At 59.5% G+C, this 18,956-nt stretch carries 15 protein-coding genes; all 15 read left to right on the forward strand.

Going from position 1 to position 18,956, the window contains the following annotated elements; genetic code table 11:
* Nucleotides 1-8: 8 nt before the first annotated feature.
* Nucleotides 9-1,268: an ISAs1 family transposase gene (locus G4C92_RS00210; RefSeq protein WP_274939364.1), complete on the forward strand. Its 1,260-nt coding sequence runs from the start codon at nucleotides 9-11 to the stop codon at nucleotides 1,266-1,268.
* A 345-nt stretch (nucleotides 1,269-1,613) separates the two neighbouring features.
* Nucleotides 1,614-2,633 carry a PhoH family protein gene (locus G4C92_RS00215; RefSeq protein WP_408611783.1) on the forward strand — a complete coding sequence of 340 codons (1,020 nt, stop codon included), beginning with the start codon at nucleotides 1,614-1,616 and terminating at the stop codon, nucleotides 2,631-2,633.
* Nucleotides 2,602-3,126, forward strand: a complete 525-nt coding sequence (gene ybeY, locus G4C92_RS00220) for an rRNA maturation RNase YbeY (RefSeq protein ID WP_274940627.1) — start codon at nucleotides 2,602-2,604, stop codon at nucleotides 3,124-3,126. Before G4C92_RS00215 ends, ybeY begins: the two co-directional genes overlap by 32 nt.
* 101 nt (nucleotides 3,127-3,227) lie before the next feature.
* Nucleotides 3,228-4,526 carry a DUF3048 domain-containing protein gene (locus G4C92_RS00225; protein ID WP_274940628.1) on the forward strand — a complete coding sequence of 433 codons (1,299 nt, stop codon included), beginning with the start codon at nucleotides 3,228-3,230 and terminating at the stop codon, nucleotides 4,524-4,526.
* Between the two features lie 54 nt (nucleotides 4,527-4,580).
* Nucleotides 4,581-5,432, forward strand: coding sequence for a glutamate 5-kinase (gene proB, locus G4C92_RS00230; protein ID WP_274940629.1), 852 nt, complete (start codon nucleotides 4,581-4,583; stop codon nucleotides 5,430-5,432).
* A 51-nt stretch (nucleotides 5,433-5,483) separates the two neighbouring features.
* The gene (locus G4C92_RS00235) at nucleotides 5,484-6,029 is read left to right on the forward strand and encodes a 5-formyltetrahydrofolate cyclo-ligase (protein ID WP_274940630.1); all 546 of its coding nucleotides are present in this window, start codon (nucleotides 5,484-5,486) and stop codon (nucleotides 6,027-6,029) included.
* Between the two features lie 45 nt (nucleotides 6,030-6,074).
* Nucleotides 6,075-7,319, forward strand: a complete 1,245-nt coding sequence (locus G4C92_RS00240; protein WP_274940631.1) for a glutamate-5-semialdehyde dehydrogenase — start codon at nucleotides 6,075-6,077, stop codon at nucleotides 7,317-7,319.
* Nucleotides 7,320-8,750 carry a tRNA (N6-isopentenyl adenosine(37)-C2)-methylthiotransferase MiaB gene (gene miaB / locus G4C92_RS00245; RefSeq protein ID WP_334299933.1) on the forward strand — a complete coding sequence of 477 codons (1,431 nt, stop codon included), beginning with the start codon at nucleotides 7,320-7,322 and terminating at the stop codon, nucleotides 8,748-8,750.
* A 72-nt stretch (nucleotides 8,751-8,822) separates the two neighbouring features.
* The gene (mutS, locus tag G4C92_RS00250; RefSeq protein WP_274940633.1) at nucleotides 8,823-11,495 is read left to right on the forward strand and encodes a DNA mismatch repair protein MutS; all 2,673 of its coding nucleotides are present in this window, start codon (nucleotides 8,823-8,825) and stop codon (nucleotides 11,493-11,495) included.
* Nucleotides 11,496-11,501: 6 nt separating this feature from the next.
* Nucleotides 11,502-13,406, forward strand: coding sequence for a DNA mismatch repair endonuclease MutL (gene mutL / locus G4C92_RS00255; protein WP_274940634.1), 1,905 nt, complete (start codon nucleotides 11,502-11,504; stop codon nucleotides 13,404-13,406).
* Between the two features lie 8 nt (nucleotides 13,407-13,414).
* Nucleotides 13,415-14,401: a tRNA (adenosine(37)-N6)-dimethylallyltransferase MiaA gene (miaA, locus tag G4C92_RS00260; protein ID WP_274940635.1), complete on the forward strand. Its 987-nt coding sequence runs from the start codon at nucleotides 13,415-13,417 to the stop codon at nucleotides 14,399-14,401.
* A gap of 110 nt (nucleotides 14,402-14,511) precedes the next feature.
* Nucleotides 14,512-15,819, forward strand: coding sequence for a methionine gamma-lyase family protein (locus G4C92_RS00265; RefSeq protein WP_274940636.1), 1,308 nt, complete (start codon nucleotides 14,512-14,514; stop codon nucleotides 15,817-15,819).
* A 62-nt stretch (nucleotides 15,820-15,881) separates the two neighbouring features.
* Nucleotides 15,882-17,096, forward strand: coding sequence for an aminoacetone oxidase family FAD-binding enzyme (locus tag G4C92_RS00270; protein ID WP_274940637.1), 1,215 nt, complete (start codon nucleotides 15,882-15,884; stop codon nucleotides 17,094-17,096).
* Nucleotides 17,097-17,216: 120 nt separating this feature from the next.
* Entirely contained in the window at nucleotides 17,217-17,933 is a 717-nt protein-coding gene (gene radC / locus G4C92_RS00275; RefSeq protein WP_274940638.1) for a RadC family protein, read from the forward strand.
* Nucleotides 17,923-18,942 (forward strand): rod shape-determining protein, encoded by a 1,020-nt coding sequence (locus G4C92_RS00280; RefSeq protein WP_274940639.1) that lies wholly within the window; start codon nucleotides 17,923-17,925, stop codon nucleotides 18,940-18,942. The genes radC and G4C92_RS00280 overlap by 11 nt, the downstream gene beginning before the upstream one ends.
* Nucleotides 18,943-18,956 lie beyond the last annotated feature (14 nt).

The raw sequence follows: 18,956 nt of genomic DNA on the forward strand, positions 1-18,956 counted from the left end.
TAAGGCCGTTGATCGAGTTCCTTCGGACAGTTCCGGACCCAAGAAAAGAACGGAACCGGCGCCACGACCATGCGGAGATACTGCTGTGCCTGGCTATAGGATATGCGGCGGGAAAGACATCCTATCGCAGGGCGATGGAGTGGTGCGAACGCCATATATCATTTCTCCGTACAGGGATGACATTGAAAAACGGGGTCCCATCCGTATCAACGGTCAGCAGGCTGATGTCTTCGATCGACGAGGAGTTGTTTCTTTATGCCTTTATGGAATGGATCGGAGAGATCCTGGACTCACGGGGACTGCATCTGATCATTGATGGGAAAGCGCTGCGCGGGGCAACATCAAAGGTCCGGGGCGAACGGACCCCTATGATCATGAATGTGATCGACGCGCAGACGAAGCTCGTACTGTGCCAATATCCCATTGATTGTAAGGAAAACGAATGCGCGGCGATACCGAAGTTACTGAAGCTGCTGAATATCCGGGGAAGTACAGTGACTATAGACGCGATCGGCACCAATACTGGTATCATGGAGCAGATCGTGCAGGCGGGCGGTCATTATGTATTGACCGTAAAAAGGAACAATCCAGAGACATATGAAGATCTGGTCAGAACTTTTCAGGAACTGGGAAAGACCTACGAAGACAGTCAGGCAGATGGATCCTGTAAAAAGCGGTACCAGGAACTCCTCGCAAAGTATGAGCAGGATGACCACTATGAAAAAAACAGGGAACGGCATGAACATCGATACTACCAGGTGTGTCATGACCCGACGGTATTGGAACGGACCATGAGGGACTGGGGATCTGTAAAAACGGTCGGATGTGTACGGCAGATACGGATACCAGTCCGGAGAAATGAGAAAGGCGAGGAGACAACGCCAGATGAAAAGACATTTTTACAAAACAGGGAAAAAACAATAGGGGCAGACGCTGATGACGGGAGATCGGCAAAGGTCCAGATGGTCGGGGTGGTATCAGACAGAGAGCTCAGTCTGGATGAGATGGCAAAGATCAAACGGCAGCACTGGATGATAGAGAACAGTCTTCATCATGTGCTGGACGATACATTCCGGGAAGATCGCTCACCAGCTAAAAGATCCAGGAATAATCTGGCCCTGATCAGAAAGATCAGTTATAACGTGTTGAGGATAGCCTTTAAGGAAGAAATATCCCCAGGCGTTATGACTGAAAGGATGGACATATTTGCTGATAGTCCGGATCTGATCACGAAATATTTCTTCTCACCCATACTGAGCCTCAATTAAAGTATAGGTAATCCGGAAGGCTCTGTAAAGGTAGAGAGGGGTATTTTGCGCTTTTTCATGAGGGAAAAAGGGTGATATTCCGGACGCACCCGCCCAATAAGGAAGAAACGTCGCGGAAGCGACGTTTCTAGGAATCAAACCCGCCCGTCCGGAGCAGGGGAATGTAAAAATGACGTGATTCATAGTATAAAGCGGGTCGGAACAGTATTCATGAAACAACCCTGCTGCCTTCCCGGGCCGGTGGATTTTCGCCTTTCGTCGTGATAGAATATGAAAGGACTACGCCCGGAAGAAGGACCGGTCCGGAAAGGGAACATTTCTTTGGGAGAACTCACGGAATCAGAAATGGAACTGCCCGCGGGGCAGGCAAAAAACATTTTCGGCCAGCTTGACCGCAATCTGCGGCAGATTGAGGACGCACTGCACGTCAGCATCATCCCCCGCGGCGGTATCGTCAAGATCCGGGGCCGCCGCGAGGATGTGGCGGAGACGATGCAGGTTCTATCCACGCTGCGGATTCTTGCGGAGCGCGGCGGCGACATTTCCACTCAGCAGGTCACTTACGCGCTCACGGCGCAGGGCGGAGAGGAACGTGCCTCTCTGCTTTCTGCGGATGAGGACATCATCATCCACACAGCCGCCGGACGTCCGGTCAAACCGAAAACGCCCGGACAGAAGCGGTATGTGGACTCCATCCGCGACAATATGATCACATTCGGCATCGGACCGGCCGGAACCGGCAAGACCTATCTCGCGATGGCGATGGCGATCCGGGCATTCCGCGCGGAGGAGGTCACACGGATTATCCTCACCCGCCCCGCCATTGAGGCCGGCGAAAAACTTGGCTTCCTTCCCGGCGACCTGCAGAGCAAGATTGATCCTTACCTCCGGCCTCTGTACGATGCGCTCTATGACATCATGGGCGCGGAGGCCTTCATGAAGCACTCGGAGAGAGGCGAGATCGAGGTCGCGCCCCTTGCCTACATGAGAGGACGGACGCTGGACAATGCGTTCATCATTCTGGATGAAGCGCAGAACACAACGCCTTCCCAGATGAAAATGTTCCTGACACGGATCGGCTTCGGCTCCAGGGTTGTCGTAACCGGTGACCGGACACAGAAGGATCTGCCGTCCGGTACGGTGAGTGGGCTCGATGTGGCCGCCCGCGTGCTCGGCCGCCTCGATGAGATCGGATTCTCCGAGCTGACCTATCGCGACGTGGTCCGCCATCCTCTGGTGCAGAAGATTGTGGAAGCCTATGAATCATATGAAAAGCGTGAAAGCGGACGGGTGCGCGCACGCGCCGTCCATGCCGCTGGGAGGAGAGGGCCTGATGGTCACCGTATGGACAGAGAACACCTATGATGGGAAGGATTTCCGCTCCGTTCTGCCGTTCGATTTCGAATCGGTCGCGACGGAGGTGGCAGGAGAGGTTCTCCGCCGGGCCGGATGCCCATTTGACGCAGAGGTCAGTCTGACACTGGTGGATGATGAGACGATGCACCGGATCAACCGCGAAACACGGGGCGTCGACCGCACGACAGACGTGCTGTCTTTTCCTGCGGTCGCCTACACCTCGCCGGCCGCCTTCCGTGAAGCGGAGCAGGACCGGGCCGGCTCCTTCGATCCGGAATCAGGCCGGCTCATGCTCGGAGACATCCTGATCTCAGTCAGGAAGGTAGCGGAGCAGGCTGAGGCCTACGGTCACAGCACCCGGCGCGAGTTCGCCTTCCTTGTGGCTCACAGCACGCTTCATCTGATCGGCTACGATCACATGACGCCGGAGGAAGAAACCATCATGTTCGCGAAGCAGGAAGAGGCGCTTGAGAGTCTCGGCATCGGGCGGGACTCTGACTGACCGGAATCAGGAACAGACGTCTCCGCACAGCCCGACGCCATCTGGTGTGCCGCAGCGCATCCGCCGTCAGACGGGAAGCGCGGCAGGAAGGGAAGAAGTCTATGATCATAATGAAATCCGCTGCTGCCGGTCTTCTGGCCGGTCTTCTGGCCGCCGGCATGCTTGCACCGGTCTCCGCATCCGCCAGTCAGGAACTGGTGGGCAGCGCCGGCGCTGCAGATTCGTCATCTTTTTCATCCGCTTCGGGTGAAGCCCGGCAGGAAGCCGCCGCCCGGGAGGAAACGATTCCGGACGGACAGATGAAAAGCCGTCTTACCGGTGAATATGTCTCCGAGGAGGAAGGCATGCGCCGCCCGGTCGCGTTCATGATCGACAATGTGAAGGACGCGGATCCGCCCAGCGGGATCAGCAGCGCCTCGGTCTACTACGAGTGTGAGGTCGAATCCGACCTGAGCCGCATCTGCGCGGTATTCGGTGACGGCGCGTGGGACCAGGAGGGAAAGATCGGGCCGCTCCGCAGCTGCCGGGACTATTTCATCAGCCTCGTCGCCGGTCTTGATCCCATCTATGAGCATTACGGTCAGGCCGCCTACGCGCTTCCCTACCTCGAATCGGACGATGTGGACAACATCAGCGGCCTGATGAGCTACAGCTATGATGCCTTCTACCGGGACGGACCTCACGCAGCGCCTCACAACGCCTACACTTCCGGAGAAGGAATCAACACCCTGATCGGTGAGCTCGGCTACCGCACGGCATACCGCGACGGCTCCTTACCGGAACTGACCTTCCGCGCGGTCGGCGATGACGTGACGCCGGACGGCCGCGACGCCTCCTATGTCGCACTCGGCTATCCGTTCAATCAGCCCGTCTTCACCTACCACGCCGAGGACGGCTGCTATTTCCGCAGCCAGTACGGCCATGAACATACGGATCTGGAAACCGGAAGCCAGCTGTATGTGAAGAATATCATTCTTGAATACCAGAACGCGGCCAATTATCAGAACAGCTCCTACAAGCACTACGAGACGACCGGCAGCGGAAAGGGAAAATATATCACAAACGGGAAGGCGGTGGATATCACCTGGGAGCGCGACAGCTTCTATTCTCCGGTCGTCTACCGCACAGCGGACGGAAATGTGCTGCGTCTCAACCCGGGCAAAACATGGGTCGCCGTCATCCGGAAGGACCAGCTCAATCAGTGCCGGATCGGCGCGGACGAATCTTCGGCATCCGCTGTCGAGGATGCCGGCACCATCGCGGAGCAGAAGCAGGAGATGGACGCCTGGGTGTCCGAGTACAAGGCCGGCGAGGAAGCATATTTAAGCAAAATGGCGCAGCAGCGCTCGGACAATGTCGCGAAGCACGGCGGAACGAAGGTGGAGGTCGGCCTTTCGTAACCGGTCAGCCGCTCTGTCTTGCGATTTCCTACAACGAAAGGAGAAGCGATCGCTTTGCATCTTCGAGAACATCTGAAGGACCGCCGCCGGATCGTCATCAAGGTCGGATCCAGCTCGCTGGTTCATCCTGAAACCGGACGGCTGAACCTGCAGAAAATCGACATTCTGGTGAGAGAAGTCTCTGACCTTCGAAATCAGGGAAAGGATGTCGTCATCGTATCATCGGGGGCCATCGCGGTCGGAAGAGCCGCCATGGGACTCGGAGAGCTTCACTCCCTCCGGCAGAAGCAGGCGTGCGCCGCGATCGGTCAGGGGAAGCTGATGATGATCTATCAGAAATTCTTCTCCGAATACAGCCAGACCTCCGCCCAGCTTCTGCTGACAAAGCAGACCATCGTAAGCGACGAAAGCCGGACGAACGCCAGAAATACCTTCAGTGAGCTGTTCGCTCTCGGTGCGATCCCCATCGTCAATGAGAACGACACCGTGGAAACCTATGATATTCGTTTCGGCGACAATGACCGCCTCTCGGCCATCGTAACGGCGCTGATTCACGCGGACCTTCTGATTCTGCTCTCCGACATCCGCGGACTCTACACGGACGACCCTAAGCGGAATCCGGACGCGGTTTTCATCAGAGAGGTCGATGTGCTCGATGACCGTCTTCGCGGGATGGCGAAGGATACGGCCGGAAGCCGGTTCGGCACCGGGGGGATGGCCACCAAACTGGCGGCGGCTGATATCGCCACCGCTGCCGGAGCGGACATGATCATCGCGGGCGCAGAGGATTTTCGTATCATTCACCGCCTGATCGGCGGGGCGGAAGAGGGTACGCTGTTCCATGCCCATCCCCATGAGTCACGTCTCATCAACGACCTGCTCGGGAAGCGGGAAGATCCGTCGTAAACATCCGAAAAATCCGCGGCCGGAGCGGCCGCAAAGCGAAAGGAGCGGCGTATGACAAAGCGGGAAATCCGGTCACAGATTCTGGTCGAACGGCGGCGCATCCCTCCGCTGATGCTGGAGCAGCGTTCCGGCATCATCCGGAAGAAACTGATGAAGGAGCCTGTATGGAAGAATGCCGGCAGCATTTTCTGCTACGTCTCCCTTGCTGACGAAGTGGTGACCATCCCGCTGATTCAGGCGGCGTGGGCGGAAGGAAAGAAGGTCGCGGTGCCGCGGTGCGAGGGCCGTGACATGGTCTTCATCACTCTCACCTCCTTTGACTGTCTTGCCCCCGGCATTCACGGAATCCCCGAACCGGTCGGAGGGACGACGGAGGAGAATGATGCCGCTCTCATCATCATGCCCGGCGTGGCCTTCGACGTGAACCGGCACAGGGTCGGCTACGGCGGAGGATTCTACGACCGCTACCTCGAGGCCCACCCGGATAACCCGACGGCGGCGGTTGCATTCGACTTCTCCGTTCTGACGGAGGTTCCGTCCGGTCCGGATGACAAGAGACCCGATCTGATCGTCACGGACAGGAGAATCATCCGGTAATCACATGCATATCCGGCACATAAGTCGGAGACTGGAGGCGCTGATATGACACTCGAAGAGATCGGCCGGATGGCACGGGCGGCGATGCCTGCTGTCTCAGGCCTCGGAACGGATCAGAAAAACGCCGTTTTGCGAGATGCAGCAGACCGGCTTGAACGCCGTTCGGCGGAGCTTCTGGCGGCGAACGGGGAGGACCTCCGGGCAGCCCGGGAATCCGGCATGCCCGACGGACTCTACGACCGACTGAAGCTGACCGCGGAACGGATTCACGGCATGGCGGACGGGCTGCGTGCCGTAGCTCAGCTCGAGGATCCCATCGGGTCGGTCCGTGACATGCGCAGGCGGCCGAACGGCCTTGAGATCGGCCGGATGACCGTGCCGATCGGCGTCATCGGCGTGATCTACGAGGCGCGGCCCAACGTGACCTCGGATGTCTTCGCGCTCTGCTTCAAGACCGGGAATGTCTCCATTCTGAAGGGCGGAAGCGACGCGATTCACTCGAACATCGCCATCGTCCGCGTGCTGAAGGACACGCTAAAGGCCCATGGCGTCACGGACGGCGCACTGTCACTGATCACGGATACTTCCCGTGAGGCGACTGTCTCGTTCATGCACATGGATTCCTATGTGGATCTTCTGATCCCTCGCGGCGGTGCCGGCCTCATCCGCACCGTTGTGAAGGAAAGCTCGATCCCCGTGATTCAGACCGGTACCGGCAACTGTCATGTCTATGTCGATGAAACCGCAGACATCGGGATGGCTGTCCGGATCATCTTCAACGCCAAGACGCAGCGGATCGGCGTCTGCAACGCGGAGGAATCACTGGTGGTTCACAGGGACATCGCACCGGCGCTCCTGCCGGCTCTGGAGGCAAGGCTTTCAGAGAAGCATGTGGAGCTGCGGGCGGATCCGGAGGCCGCCTCTCATCTCCGCTGCTCTGTCCCGGCGACAGAGGAGGACTGGGGAAAAGAGTATCTCGACTACATTCTCTCGATCCGGACTGTCTCCTCGATCGAAGAGGCGATCGCTCACATCAACCGGTACAACACCGGTCACTCCGAGACGATCGTGACCCGAAGCTACGCCCACGCGCAGCAGTTTCTCCGGGAGGTCGATGCGGCGGCCGTCTACGTCAACGCCTCCACCCGCTTCACAGACGGATTTGAATTCGGCTTCGGAGCCGAGATCGGCATCAGCACGCAGAAGCTTCACGCAAGAGGCCCGATGGGGCTTGACGCGCTGACAACCTACAAATACATCATCTACGGTAATGGCCAGATCAGGGAATAAATGACAGAAGGAAAAAGGACGAACGCCTCCGGCGCGGAGGAAAGACAGAAGGAGTATATGGACAGAGCTCATGACGCGCTCGCAGTCATCACAAGGGCCCACGGACGGCCGATGCGCGCGTCGGTCGTCACCTTCGGGTGCCAGATGAACGCACGCGACTCCGAGAAGCTGCGCGGTATTCTTTCCGCGGTAGGATACGAGCTCACAGACAACGAGCTGGACGCCGACCTGGTGCTCTACAACACCTGTACGGTCCGCGAGAACGCCGATCTTCATGTTTACGGCCGTCTCGGCCGTCTCACCGGCCTTAAGGCCAGACGCCCGGATCTCATCGTCGGGCTCTGCGGCTGCATGATGCAGGAACCGGGGGTTGTCGCGAAAATCCGCCGCAGCTATCCGGTCGTCGATCTGATCTTCGGCACGCACAATCTCTTTACCTTTCCCGAACTGCTGTACCGGATTCTGACGGAAAAGAAACGGATCATCGATCTGTGGGAAGGAACCGACGCGATTGTCGAGAACCTGCCGGTAAAGCGGACCTATCCATTCAAATCCGGCGTCAACGTGATGTTCGGCTGCAACAATTTCTGCAGCTACTGCATCGTCCCCTATGTGAGAGGACGGGAACGCAGCCGCAGGCCGGAGGACATTCTCAGCGAGATCCGCGGGCTCGCCGGCGACGGTGTCCGCGAGATCATGCTGCTGGGGCAGAACGTCAATTCATACGGGAAGACGCTGGAGCGTCCCTTCTCCTTCGCCCGGCTGCTCCGGGAGGCGGCGGCCGTCGACGGCATCGACCGGATCCGCTTCATGACCTCCCATCCGAAGGATCTCTCCGACGAACTGATCGAAGCCATCGCGGAGACGCCGAAGGTCTGCCGTCACCTGCATCTGCCGGTGCAGTCCGGCAGCTCACGGCTGCTCCGGGCCATGAACCGGCATTATACGCGGGAGGATTACCTCGCGCTCGTGAAAAAAATCAGGGCGGCCGTCCCGGATATTTCGCTGACGACCGACATCATCGTCGGCTTCCCTGGAGAGACAGAGGAGGACTTCCGGGATACGCTGAGCCTCGTCGAGGAAGTCGGATACGACAGCTGCTTCACCTTCCTCTACTCGAAACGGACCGGCACCCCGGCCGCGTCGATGGAGGATCAGGTGCCGGAGGATGTGGCGCATGAGCGCTTTGACCGGCTTCTGGCCGTCGTGAAGCGAACCGGAGAGGCGGCCTCCTCGCGCTTTCAGGGAGAAACCCATGACGTGCTGGTGGAGGAGCTAAACAAGGAGCCGGGCTATGTGACGGGACGGATCTCACAGAATATCGTGGTTCATGTGCCCGGCACGAAAGAGGACATCGGCCGGATCATCCCGGTCGTCCTTGACGACTGCCGCGGGTTCTACTATTTCGGGACCCGGGCTGACCTGCACTGAAAAAACGGAAACACCGCCGGGTCAGACAGAGTGCTGCCTGGCCCGGATTAAGAAAGGCGGGACGGAAACTGCATGGCATTATCCCCGATGATGCAGGAATATCTGACGACAAAGGAAAAATATAAGGACTGCATCCTGATGTACCGCATCGGTGATTTCTTCGAGATGTTCTTCGACGATGCGAAGCTGGTTTCAAGAGAACTCGAACTGACGCTGACAGGCAAGGACTGCGGCCTTGAGGAACGCGCCCCCATGTGCGGGGTGCCTTTTCATGCCGTTGATTCGTATGTGGCCCGTCTCGTCAGCAAGGGATACAAGGTCGCGCTCTGCGACCAGGTAGAGGACCCGAAGCAGGCAAAGGGACTGGTGAAGCGGGAAGTGACCCGCATCGTGACGCCGGGCACCAACATGGATCAGTCATTTCAGGACGCCGGACGCAACAACTATCTGATGTCCGTCGTCTGCACGGAGGACCGGTACGGGATCGCCACGTCGGATATCTCGACAGGTGAATTTCTCCTGACCGAGACGGACAGCCTCGCCCGTCTGAAGGACGAGATCGGGAAACTGGCGCCGTCGGAGATTATCTGCAACGAGCCGGTCCTGATGTCCGGCCTCGACACAGAGGACCTGAAAGGACGTCTGGGCATCATGGTCCATGCCCTCGACGACCGTTATTTCGAGGATGAATCCTGTGAGATGACGCTTCGGGACCACTTCCATGTCGCTTCGATGGAAGGGCTCGGTATCCGGGAATTTCCCTGCGGCATCGCGGCGGCCGGCGCGCTTCTGAAATATCTCTTTGAGACCCAGAAGACGGATCTGAGCCATATCACCCAGATCACCTCCTACCGCACCAATGCCTCGATGGTGCTCGGATCCGCGACGATGCGGAACCTGGAACTGACGGAGACACTCCGCGAGAAGGAGAAGAAGGGATCGCTTCTCTGGGTGCTTGACCGGACGAAAACCGCCATGGGCGCGCGCCTCCTCCGGAAATGGATCGAGCAGCCTCTGATTCACAGGAAGGAAATCGACGGGCGGCTCGACGCCGTCGAGGCCGTCTTCAATAACGAAATCTCCGCCGCTGAGCTCAGGGAGTATCTCGGCCCGGTCTACGATCTGGAACGGCTCTGCGGACGGCTCAGCTTCAGGAGCGCCAATCCGAGGGATCTGGTGGCCCTCCGGAGCTCGCTGCAGATGCTTCCGCCGATCCGGTCGATGCTGAAGGAATTTCCCTGTGCGCTGTTCGCCCGCTTCGACGAAAAATTCGACCCGCTCGACGATCTCTGCCAACTGCTGACGGACGCCATCGCGGACGATCCTCCGATGGCGATGAAGGAGGGAGGCATCATCCGGGACGGCTACTCGGAGGAGGTCGACACCTACCGGAAGGCACGGACGGACGGCCACCAGTGGCTGGCCGATCTGGAGGCAAGAGAAAGGGAGCGCACCGGCATCCACACACTGAGGGTCAAGTACAACCGGGTCTTCGGGTACTGCATCGAGGTTTCCAATTCCTTCAGGGACAAGGTTCCCCCGGACTATGTCCGGAAGCAGACACTGGTCAGCGGCGAGCGCTACACCACGCAGGAGCTGAAGGAACTGGAGAACCGGATTCTTGGCGCCGAGGATCATCTGAACTCACTTGAATACTCGATATTCGACAGCGTCCGGAGCACTGCACTCGAGGCCATCGTCCGGATCCAGAAAACCGCCCATATTGTCGCACAGATCGATGTGCTTCAGTCCTTCGCCTTTGTCGCCCGGCGCAGCGGCTACACAAGGCCGGTGATCCGGGAAGACGGTGTCATTAATATCAAAGACGGCCGTCATCCGGTGGTAGAACGCATGATGACCGGAAGCAGCGGCTTCGTGCCGAACGATACGAAGCTGGACAACCGCTCGAAGCGGCTCTCCATCATCACCGGTCCGAATATGGCCGGCAAGTCCACCTACATGCGGCAGACCGCTCTCATTGTGCTGATGGCGCAGATCGGAAGCTTTGTTCCCGCCTCTTCCGCCGAAATCGGCATCGTGGACCGGATCTTCACCCGGGTCGGCGCCTCGGACGACCTCGCGAGCGGGCAGAGTACTTTTATGGTTGAGATGACCGAGGTCGCGAACATTCTCCGAAACGCCACCGCCAACAGCCTGCTGATTCTGGACGAAATCGGCCGCGGCACCTCCACCTTCGACGGCCTTGCCCTCGCCTGGGCGATCATCGAGTACATCGCCGACCGCCGCCTGATCGGAGCAAAGACGCTGTTCGCCACTCACTATCACGAGCTGACCGAGCTGGAGGGGAAGATTGACGGAGTCAACAACTACTGCATCGCAGTCCGGGAGAGCGGAGACGGCATCGTCTTTCTCCGGAAGATCATCCGCGGGGGCGCGGACAAGAGCTACGGAATTCAGGTAGCCCGTCTGGCCGGCGTCCCGGAAGCGGTGCTGACCCGCGCCGACGAGCTGGTCGGCCAGCTCTCTCAGGCAGACATCACCGGAGCTGTGGAGACAATGGCCGTCTCCCAGAAAAAGAAGGCGAAGCCGGTGCACTACGACGACGTGGATATGGGCCAGATGTCCTTCTTCAGCACGGTATCGGACGATGATGTGCTGAAGGAACTGCGGGAGATCGACATTCAGACACTGACACCCATCGACGCGCTGAACGAGCTGTACCGGCTTCAGAACAAACTGAAAAACCGGTGGAAAAACGGTTCGAAGGAAGGGGAGAGGTCCTAAACGCGTATGAATCAGATTCATGTTCTCGACCAGAAGACGATCGACCAGATCGCAGCCGGCGAGGTTGTGGAACGGCCGGCCTCGGTGGTCAAGGAACTCGTTGAGAATGCAATCGACGCCGGAGCCACCCGGATCAACGTCGAAATCCGGGACGGGGGGATCCGTCTGATCCGTGTCACCGACAACGGGCGCGGCATCGCGGAGGAGGATATTCCGCTTGCCTTCCTGCGTCATGCCACCAGCAAGATCACGGATGCCTCCGACCTTACATCCCTGTTCACGCTGGGCTTCCGGGGAGAGGCGCTTTCCAGTATTGCCGCCGTGAGCCGGGTGGAGCTGATCACGAAAACGGCCGACGCCCTTTCCGCCGCCCGTTATCTGATCGAGGGCGGACGGGAGAAGCTGAAGGAGGAGGTCGGAGCGCCGGACGGGACAACCTTTGTGGTCCGCGATCTGTTCTATAACACGCCGGCCCGCGCCCGCTTCCTCAAGACGCCGCTGACCGAAGCCTCTCACGTTGGCGCCATTGTGGAACAGCTGACGCTCGCCAATCCTCAGATTGCCTTCAGCTTTCTCGTAAACGGCCAGAGAAAACTGGCTTCGTCCGGCAACGGCAGTCTCCGCGACGCGATCTTCGGTATCTACGGGCGCAGTCTGGTGGATGAGCTGGCGGAACTGGATTCGGAAGAGGACGGCATCGGCATCCGCGGCTATATCGGAAAGCCTTCCGTCTCCCGCGGAAACCGGAACTATGAGAATTACTATGTAAACGGACGGTATGTGAAGAGCCGGATCGTCGCCAAGGCCATCGAGGACGGCTACATGAACAAACTGATGAACCATCAGTATCCGTTTACCTGCCTGATGATTCAGGTCGATACGAAGGCGGTGGATGTCAACGTCCATCCGACCAAGATGGACGTTCGGTTCTCGGATGAAAACCGAATCTATCAGGCGGTCCGGCGCGCGGTCCGCTCCACGCTTGACCGTACGGAGATGCTGCTCCGCGTCCGGGAGAACGGACAGGAGAAACCGGCGGTACCGCCTTCCTCCGTGCGTCCGGCTGAGGCGTTCGAGGAAAAGGCGGTAAGAAGAGAAGAGGAAAAAACGGTAAGAAGAGAAGCGGAAGGCGGAACTCCGACGCCGGCCCCGTCCGGTCCGGATGCCGGATACGAACGAAAGCTCCGGCAGCATCTTGTATCGGACCAGGAGAGTGCTTATCCCGGGGCCGGCATCATCCGTGATGAGACGAACCCGGTCGGAAAAGCGTCCGACGGAGACGGCCGCTTCGTGCAGCAGACCTTTGCGCCGTCCTTTCTCTCAAAGGAAGCCAAACCCCTCCGCCGTATCGTCGGTCAGGTTTTCCGTACCTACTGGATCTGCGAATTCAGCGACAGCCTGTATCTGTTCGATCAGCATGCCGCCCATGAGCGCGTGCTCTTCGAGCGTCTGATGAAGCAGTACGAGCAGCGGGCCATCGCCTCCCAGCAGCTCTCCCCGCCTCTGATCGTCACCTGTGACGCGCAGGAGAGCCGTCTTCTGGAGATATACGGCGAAGCCTTCGCCAGCCTCGGATTCGAGATCGAGCCATTCGGCGGCCGGGACTATGCGATCCGCGCCGTACCCTACACGCTGGGAGGAATCGACAGCGCCGGCCTGTTCCGCCAGTTTCTCGATCAGCTCGAGGTGACGCCTTCCGTCTCGGACATGCCGGCCTATGTGCGGCGGGTCGCAACGGAAGCCTGCAAGGCTGCGGTCAAAGGCGGCGAAACCCTTTCCGCATCAGAGGCGTCCGCTCTGCTCGATGAGCTGATGGCGTGCGAGGATCCGTATCACTGCCCCCACGGACGGCCGACGATCCTCACCTTCACAAAGGAAGATCTGGAAAAACGCTTCAAACGGATTCTATGAGGAGCACCATGCACGAAACTACCAAGATCCCTCTGATCGTCATCGCCGGCCCCACCGCAACGGGAAAAAGCGGATTCGCCTGTGAAATCGGACGCCGCATCGGCGGAGAGGTCGTCTCGGCGGACTCCATGCAGGTTTACCGCTATATGGATATCGGAACCGCCAAGGTGACGCTGGAGGAGCAGATGGGCGTCCCCCATCACCTGATCGACGTGATCGATCCGACCGACGAGATGGACGCGGCCCGGTATGCGGAACTGGCCGAAAAGGCAATACGGGAGATCGACGCAAGAGGACATGTTCCGATTCTCTGCGGCGGAACCGGCTTCTATATTCAGGCTGTGACCAAAAAGATCGATTTTTCACGGGCGGCGCCGGACGAGGCGTACCGCAGAAGCCTTGCCGGCTATGCCGCCCTGCACGGCAGCGAAGCGCTTCACCAGCGTCTCGCGGAGGTGGATCCCGCCTCGGCGGCCGCCATTCACCCGAACAACATCAAACGGGTCATCCGGGCGATGGAATTTTTCCATGAAACGGGTACCTCCATCGCCGCCCACAACGAATCGGAGCATGAGAAGGGCACGCCTTACCGCCTCATCTTCTTTTTCCTCGACGACGACCGGGCCGAGCTGTACAGGAGGATCGACCGCCGTGTGGATTTCATGATGGAAGAAGGGCTGGCAGATGAGGTCGCCTATCTGAAGGCAATGGGACTTGACCGCTCCTTTGTCTCCATGCAGGCGATCGGCTACAAGGAGATCCTCGCCGCCATGGACGGGGCATTCACAATGGAGGAAGCGGTCCGGATCATCAAGCGCGAGAGCCGCCATTACGCGAAACGACAGGAAACTTGGTTCAAACGCGAGAAGGACGCGATCCGGATCGACCGGTCCGCCTATGCGGAGGATGACGGCCGGATTCTGAACGCGATGCTGTCCGTCATCGAAGAGCGGACCGGCATCCGGGCAAAGGAAGTGAAGGCTCCGAATACCTGAGACTCTATCCGGAACCGGAAAACGGCAGTCCGGGCCGGTATTTCCCCGGACTGCGGAAAGAGAGACGGCCATGCTGTCTCCGCCAAGATAAAAAGGAAAGATCACACACGATGGACAGAAAAATCAGTCAGTATGAAGCCTGCGGAATTTCCGCGGATGTCGCACGGTTCGGGGAACAGGTGCTTGTGCCGCTTCGCGGCCGCTTTGCCGCAATCGACGACACCGCCGAGATCAATCAGCTGAAGGTCATTCACGCCTTTCAGAGCGCTCAGGTCAGCGAGGCGTGTCTCAGCGGAACCACCGGCTACGGCTACAACGATCTCGGACGGGACAAGCTGGAGGAAGTCTACGCGAAAACCTTCCACACGGAGGCCGCACTCGTCCGGCCTCTGATTTCCTGCGGAACGCACGCACTCGCGATCGCGCTGGCCGGCAACACGCGGCCAGGCGATCAGATCCTTTACATCACAGGCCAGCCCTATGACACGCTGGAGGAGGTCATCGGCATCCGGCCCTCCGCCGGATCGCTGGCGGAGTTCGGCGTGACATACGGCCAGGTCGATCTGCTGCCCGACGGATCCTTTGATCTCAACGGCATCCGAAAAGCCATCACGGATCGGACACGGATTGTGGCCATCCAGCGCTCCAAGGGCTATGCCGCCCGGCCGACGCTGTCCGTGAATCAGATCGGTGAGGCGGTCGCCTGCGTGAAGGCCGTCCGGTCTGATCTGATCGTCATGGTCGACAACTGCTACGGAGAATTTGTCGAAGAGCAGGAGCCCTCGGATGTCGGCGCGGACATGGTCGTCGGCTCGCTGATCAAGAATCCCGGTGGAGGACTCGCGCCGAGCGGCGGCTACATCTGCGGAACAAAAGCCTGCATCGACCGCGCCTCATGGCGGATGACCTGTCCGGGGCTCGGCGCCGAGATCGGTCCTTCGCTCAGCCTCAACACTTCCTTCTACGAAGGATTCTTTCTTGCTCCTGTCGTGACGGCGGCGGCTGTCAAAGGCGCCGTTTTTGCCTCCGCGCTCTACGAACGTCTCGGATTCAAGGTGCTTCCCGGAAGCGGAGAGGACCGGCACGATATCATCGAGGCGATCACCCTCGGTTCACCGGAGGCGGTGATCGCGTTCTGCCGGGGAATCCAGAAGGGCGCGCCGGTGGATTCCTTCGTCACGCCGGAGCCATGGGATATGCCCGGGTACGATGATCCCGTGATTATGGCAGCCGGAGCCTTTGTGGAGGGATCCAGCATCGAGCTCAGCGCGGATGGCCCGATCCGTCCTCCCTATAACGTTTTCTTCCAGGGCGGTCTGACCTGGCCGTCCGCGAAGCTGGGAATTCTGATGTCTCTGCAGTCCATGAAAGACGCCGGACTCGTGAAAATACCGGATATCGGTCCAGCGTCCGACTGAAAACGAAGACGCGGGAGAATCTGCCTTCGTTTTGGAGCAGCCGTCCTCGAAAGGAGATGCATATGCGCGAGATACTGATCATCGGCGCCGGGGCTTCCGGGCTCGCCGCTGCGGTCACGGCGGCCCCTTACTGCCGCGTCACCGTGCTGGAGCGGGAGAAAAAGCCCGCTTCGAAGCTTCTCCGGACCGGAAACGGCCGCTGCAATCTTGCCAACGCGTCCGATCTTCCCGGGCGTTACGAGGGATCCGACGCCGGCTTCGCCGAAGCCGTAACCGATGCGCATCCGCTCCAGGAGCTGCTTTCCTTTTTCTCAGATCTCGGAATCCCGACCCGTTCCTTCAGCGGATGGTACTACCCGGCCAGTGAGGAGGCGCATGCCGTCTCGGGCGCGCTGCTGGCGCGGGCGTCCTCCCTCGGCGTCCGGATCCGGCTCAGCGAAAGCGCCCGCGCCCTTAAGAGACTTCCGGACGGGCGGTTCGAGGTCCGTACGGATACCTGGTCTTACCGTTCCGACGCCGTCATCGTCTCGACCGGCTCGCCGGCCGGACTGCCGGCCGGTACAGACGACAGTTCCGGACTGCTTCACGCATTCAGCCTGCCTTCCGAGCCCTTTTCCCCGGCGCTCGTTCCTCTGAGGACCGATCACAGTCTGTGCGCCGGATGGGCGGGCGCCCGCGCCCGGGCGCAGGCCGCACTCCTTGTGGACGGAAGGGATGTACAGGCGGAGAGCGGCCAGATCCAGTTCGGCCGGAAAGGTCTTTCCGGCATCCCCGTTTTCAATCTCAGCATCCGCGCCGGATGGGCTCTCTCGGAAGGACGGCGGACGGCGGTCCGTCTCGACCTTCTGGACGGCCTGCCGGACCGGCAGGCTCTTGTCCTGCGCCTTGCGGAGCTTTCCGCGGAGGCGGAAGCGCACCGGCCGGGAGCGGAAAACCGCCTGCGCCTTTTTCTGAACGGGCTGATCCCGGAAAGACTGGCTTCGGTTCTCGTCCGCGAAGCGCATCCTCTGACTGCGCTGCCGCAGCTTCTCGGAGGATGGACGATCCCGGTTGTCGGCACAGGCTCTCTTCCGGAATCCCAGGCTGCGAGAGGCGGAATCCGAACATCGGCTGTCTGCCCTGACACGATGATGGTCCGCACGGTTCCGGGACTCTATCTGACCGGAGAGCTGCTGGAGCCGGTCGGACACTGCGGCGGCTTCAACCTTACGTTTGCATGGATCAGCGGCATACTGGCCGGAAAAGCGGCCGCCCGGGGAGTGAGCGGCCCGGTCTGAACCGGCCGTCACGATCGAAAACAGTCCCCCTCCGACGCGCTTGCATCGACTATCCGAATAGTGTAGAATAGACTCGCTCGATTTCGCCGGCATACCTGAGATGGAGAAAGAGAGCGGAATATGAAGCATCTGATGTTGGACGGACGCGCGGATACGATGCGTCCGTATGAAAAATGCCGTGCCCTTGGCCCTTCATCTCTCACGGATGCGGAGCTTCTGGCGGTCATCCTGCGCACCGGTGTCCCGGGTGTGCCTGCGGAACAGCTGGCGGATCAGATTCTGCATCTGCCGGGCTGTGAGGCAGGGCTCGGGGGACTCGGGCGTCTGTCCGCGGAAGAGTTCATGCAGATTCCGGGCATCGGAGAGGTAAAGGCTGTCCAGCTGACCGTGATCGCCGAGATGGCGGTCCGGATCGCCTGCCGCAAGGCCGGGCGGATGATGACGGCGGAAAATCCAGCCGCTGTGGCCAGCTACTATATGGAACAGCTCCGACAGGACACGCAGGAAAATGTGATCTGTCTGATGCTGGACTCCAGAAATCACTTTATCGGGGACGAGCGTCTCACCCGCGGAACGGTCAACGCGTCCCTGATCTCCACCAGGGATATTTTTCTCTGCGCGGTCAAATGCCGCGCTGTCGCCATCCTTCTGGTGCATAATCACCCGGGCGGCGATCCGTCCCCCAGCGAGGCGGATATTGAGCTGACGGAAAGGGTCGCCGCGGCCGGCCGGCTTCTTGATATTCATCTGCTCGACCATATCATCATCGGAGACGGCCGCTACATCAGCTTCAGCGAAAACGGGCTGCTTAAGCCCGGGAGTGTATATGTTCAGTAAAAATGTATTTGGCGTTGATCTTGGCACCAGCGCCGTGAAAATCTACAGTCTCAGGAAAGCGCGCCTGATGATCGAGCACGACCGGATCGCGGTCCGGAACGGCTCTCAGGTCATCGCCGCCGGCAACGACGCCTTTGAGATGTATGAAAAGAACCCGCCCTGCATCTCCGTTGACAGACCGATGGAAAGCGGACGGATCGCTGACGTGGATGAGGTGGAGATGCTCCTCCTCATCCTTCTTCGAAAAGCGGACCGTCACGCCGGAAGCCATCCTGTCATCTATTTCTCGGCGCCCGTGAATATGTCGGAGATCGAAAAAAGAGCGTACTATTCCATCAGCAGCACCGGCCGTCTCGGCCATCCGAAGGTGTTTCTCGTCGATCGTCCGATCTGCGACGCGATTTCGCTGGGCATCCCGCTGATCCGTACCAGGGGCAGCATGATCCTCGATATCGGCGCGCAGACCACGGAGGTTTCCGTTGTCGCGAACGAGCAGATCATTGTCAGCGACTCTCTTCCGGTCGGAGGGGAGCAGCTGAGCGACAGCATCATGAATGAGATCAGAAGAGAGAAGAACCTGCTGATCGGACACAGGACGGCCCGCCGGCTGAAGGCCGTGCTTGCCTCCTTCGAGCAGCGCGGAATCGGAGAGGCCAGAAAGGTGACGGGGATCGATACGCTGACCGGCCTCCCCCGGGAGGAAATCATCACAGCGGATCTGGTCACACGGGCCGTTGACCGGGAGCTTTCAAAGGGTGCGGCGGCGATGCGCCAGTTTCTCGAGAGGACACCGCCGCAGATTACGCGCTGCATCATGGACGAGGGCATCCACCTGACTGGCGGAACCGCCCGGATGCCCGGCATCGACCGGTACCTGAGCCGCCACATCGGCTGCCGGATCGTCCGTTCGTCGGATTATGAGTTCAGCACGGTAAAAGGGCTCGAGGAGCTGATTCTTCACAAAGATCTCCGCAAATGGGCTTACGCACTGAAGGAAAAGGGATCATGAAAAAATTCAGACCA

Source organism: Chordicoccus furentiruminis (assembly GCF_019355395.1).
In the GTDB taxonomy this organism is placed as follows: Bacteria; Bacillota; Clostridia; order Lachnospirales; family Lachnospiraceae; genus Chordicoccus; species Chordicoccus furentiruminis.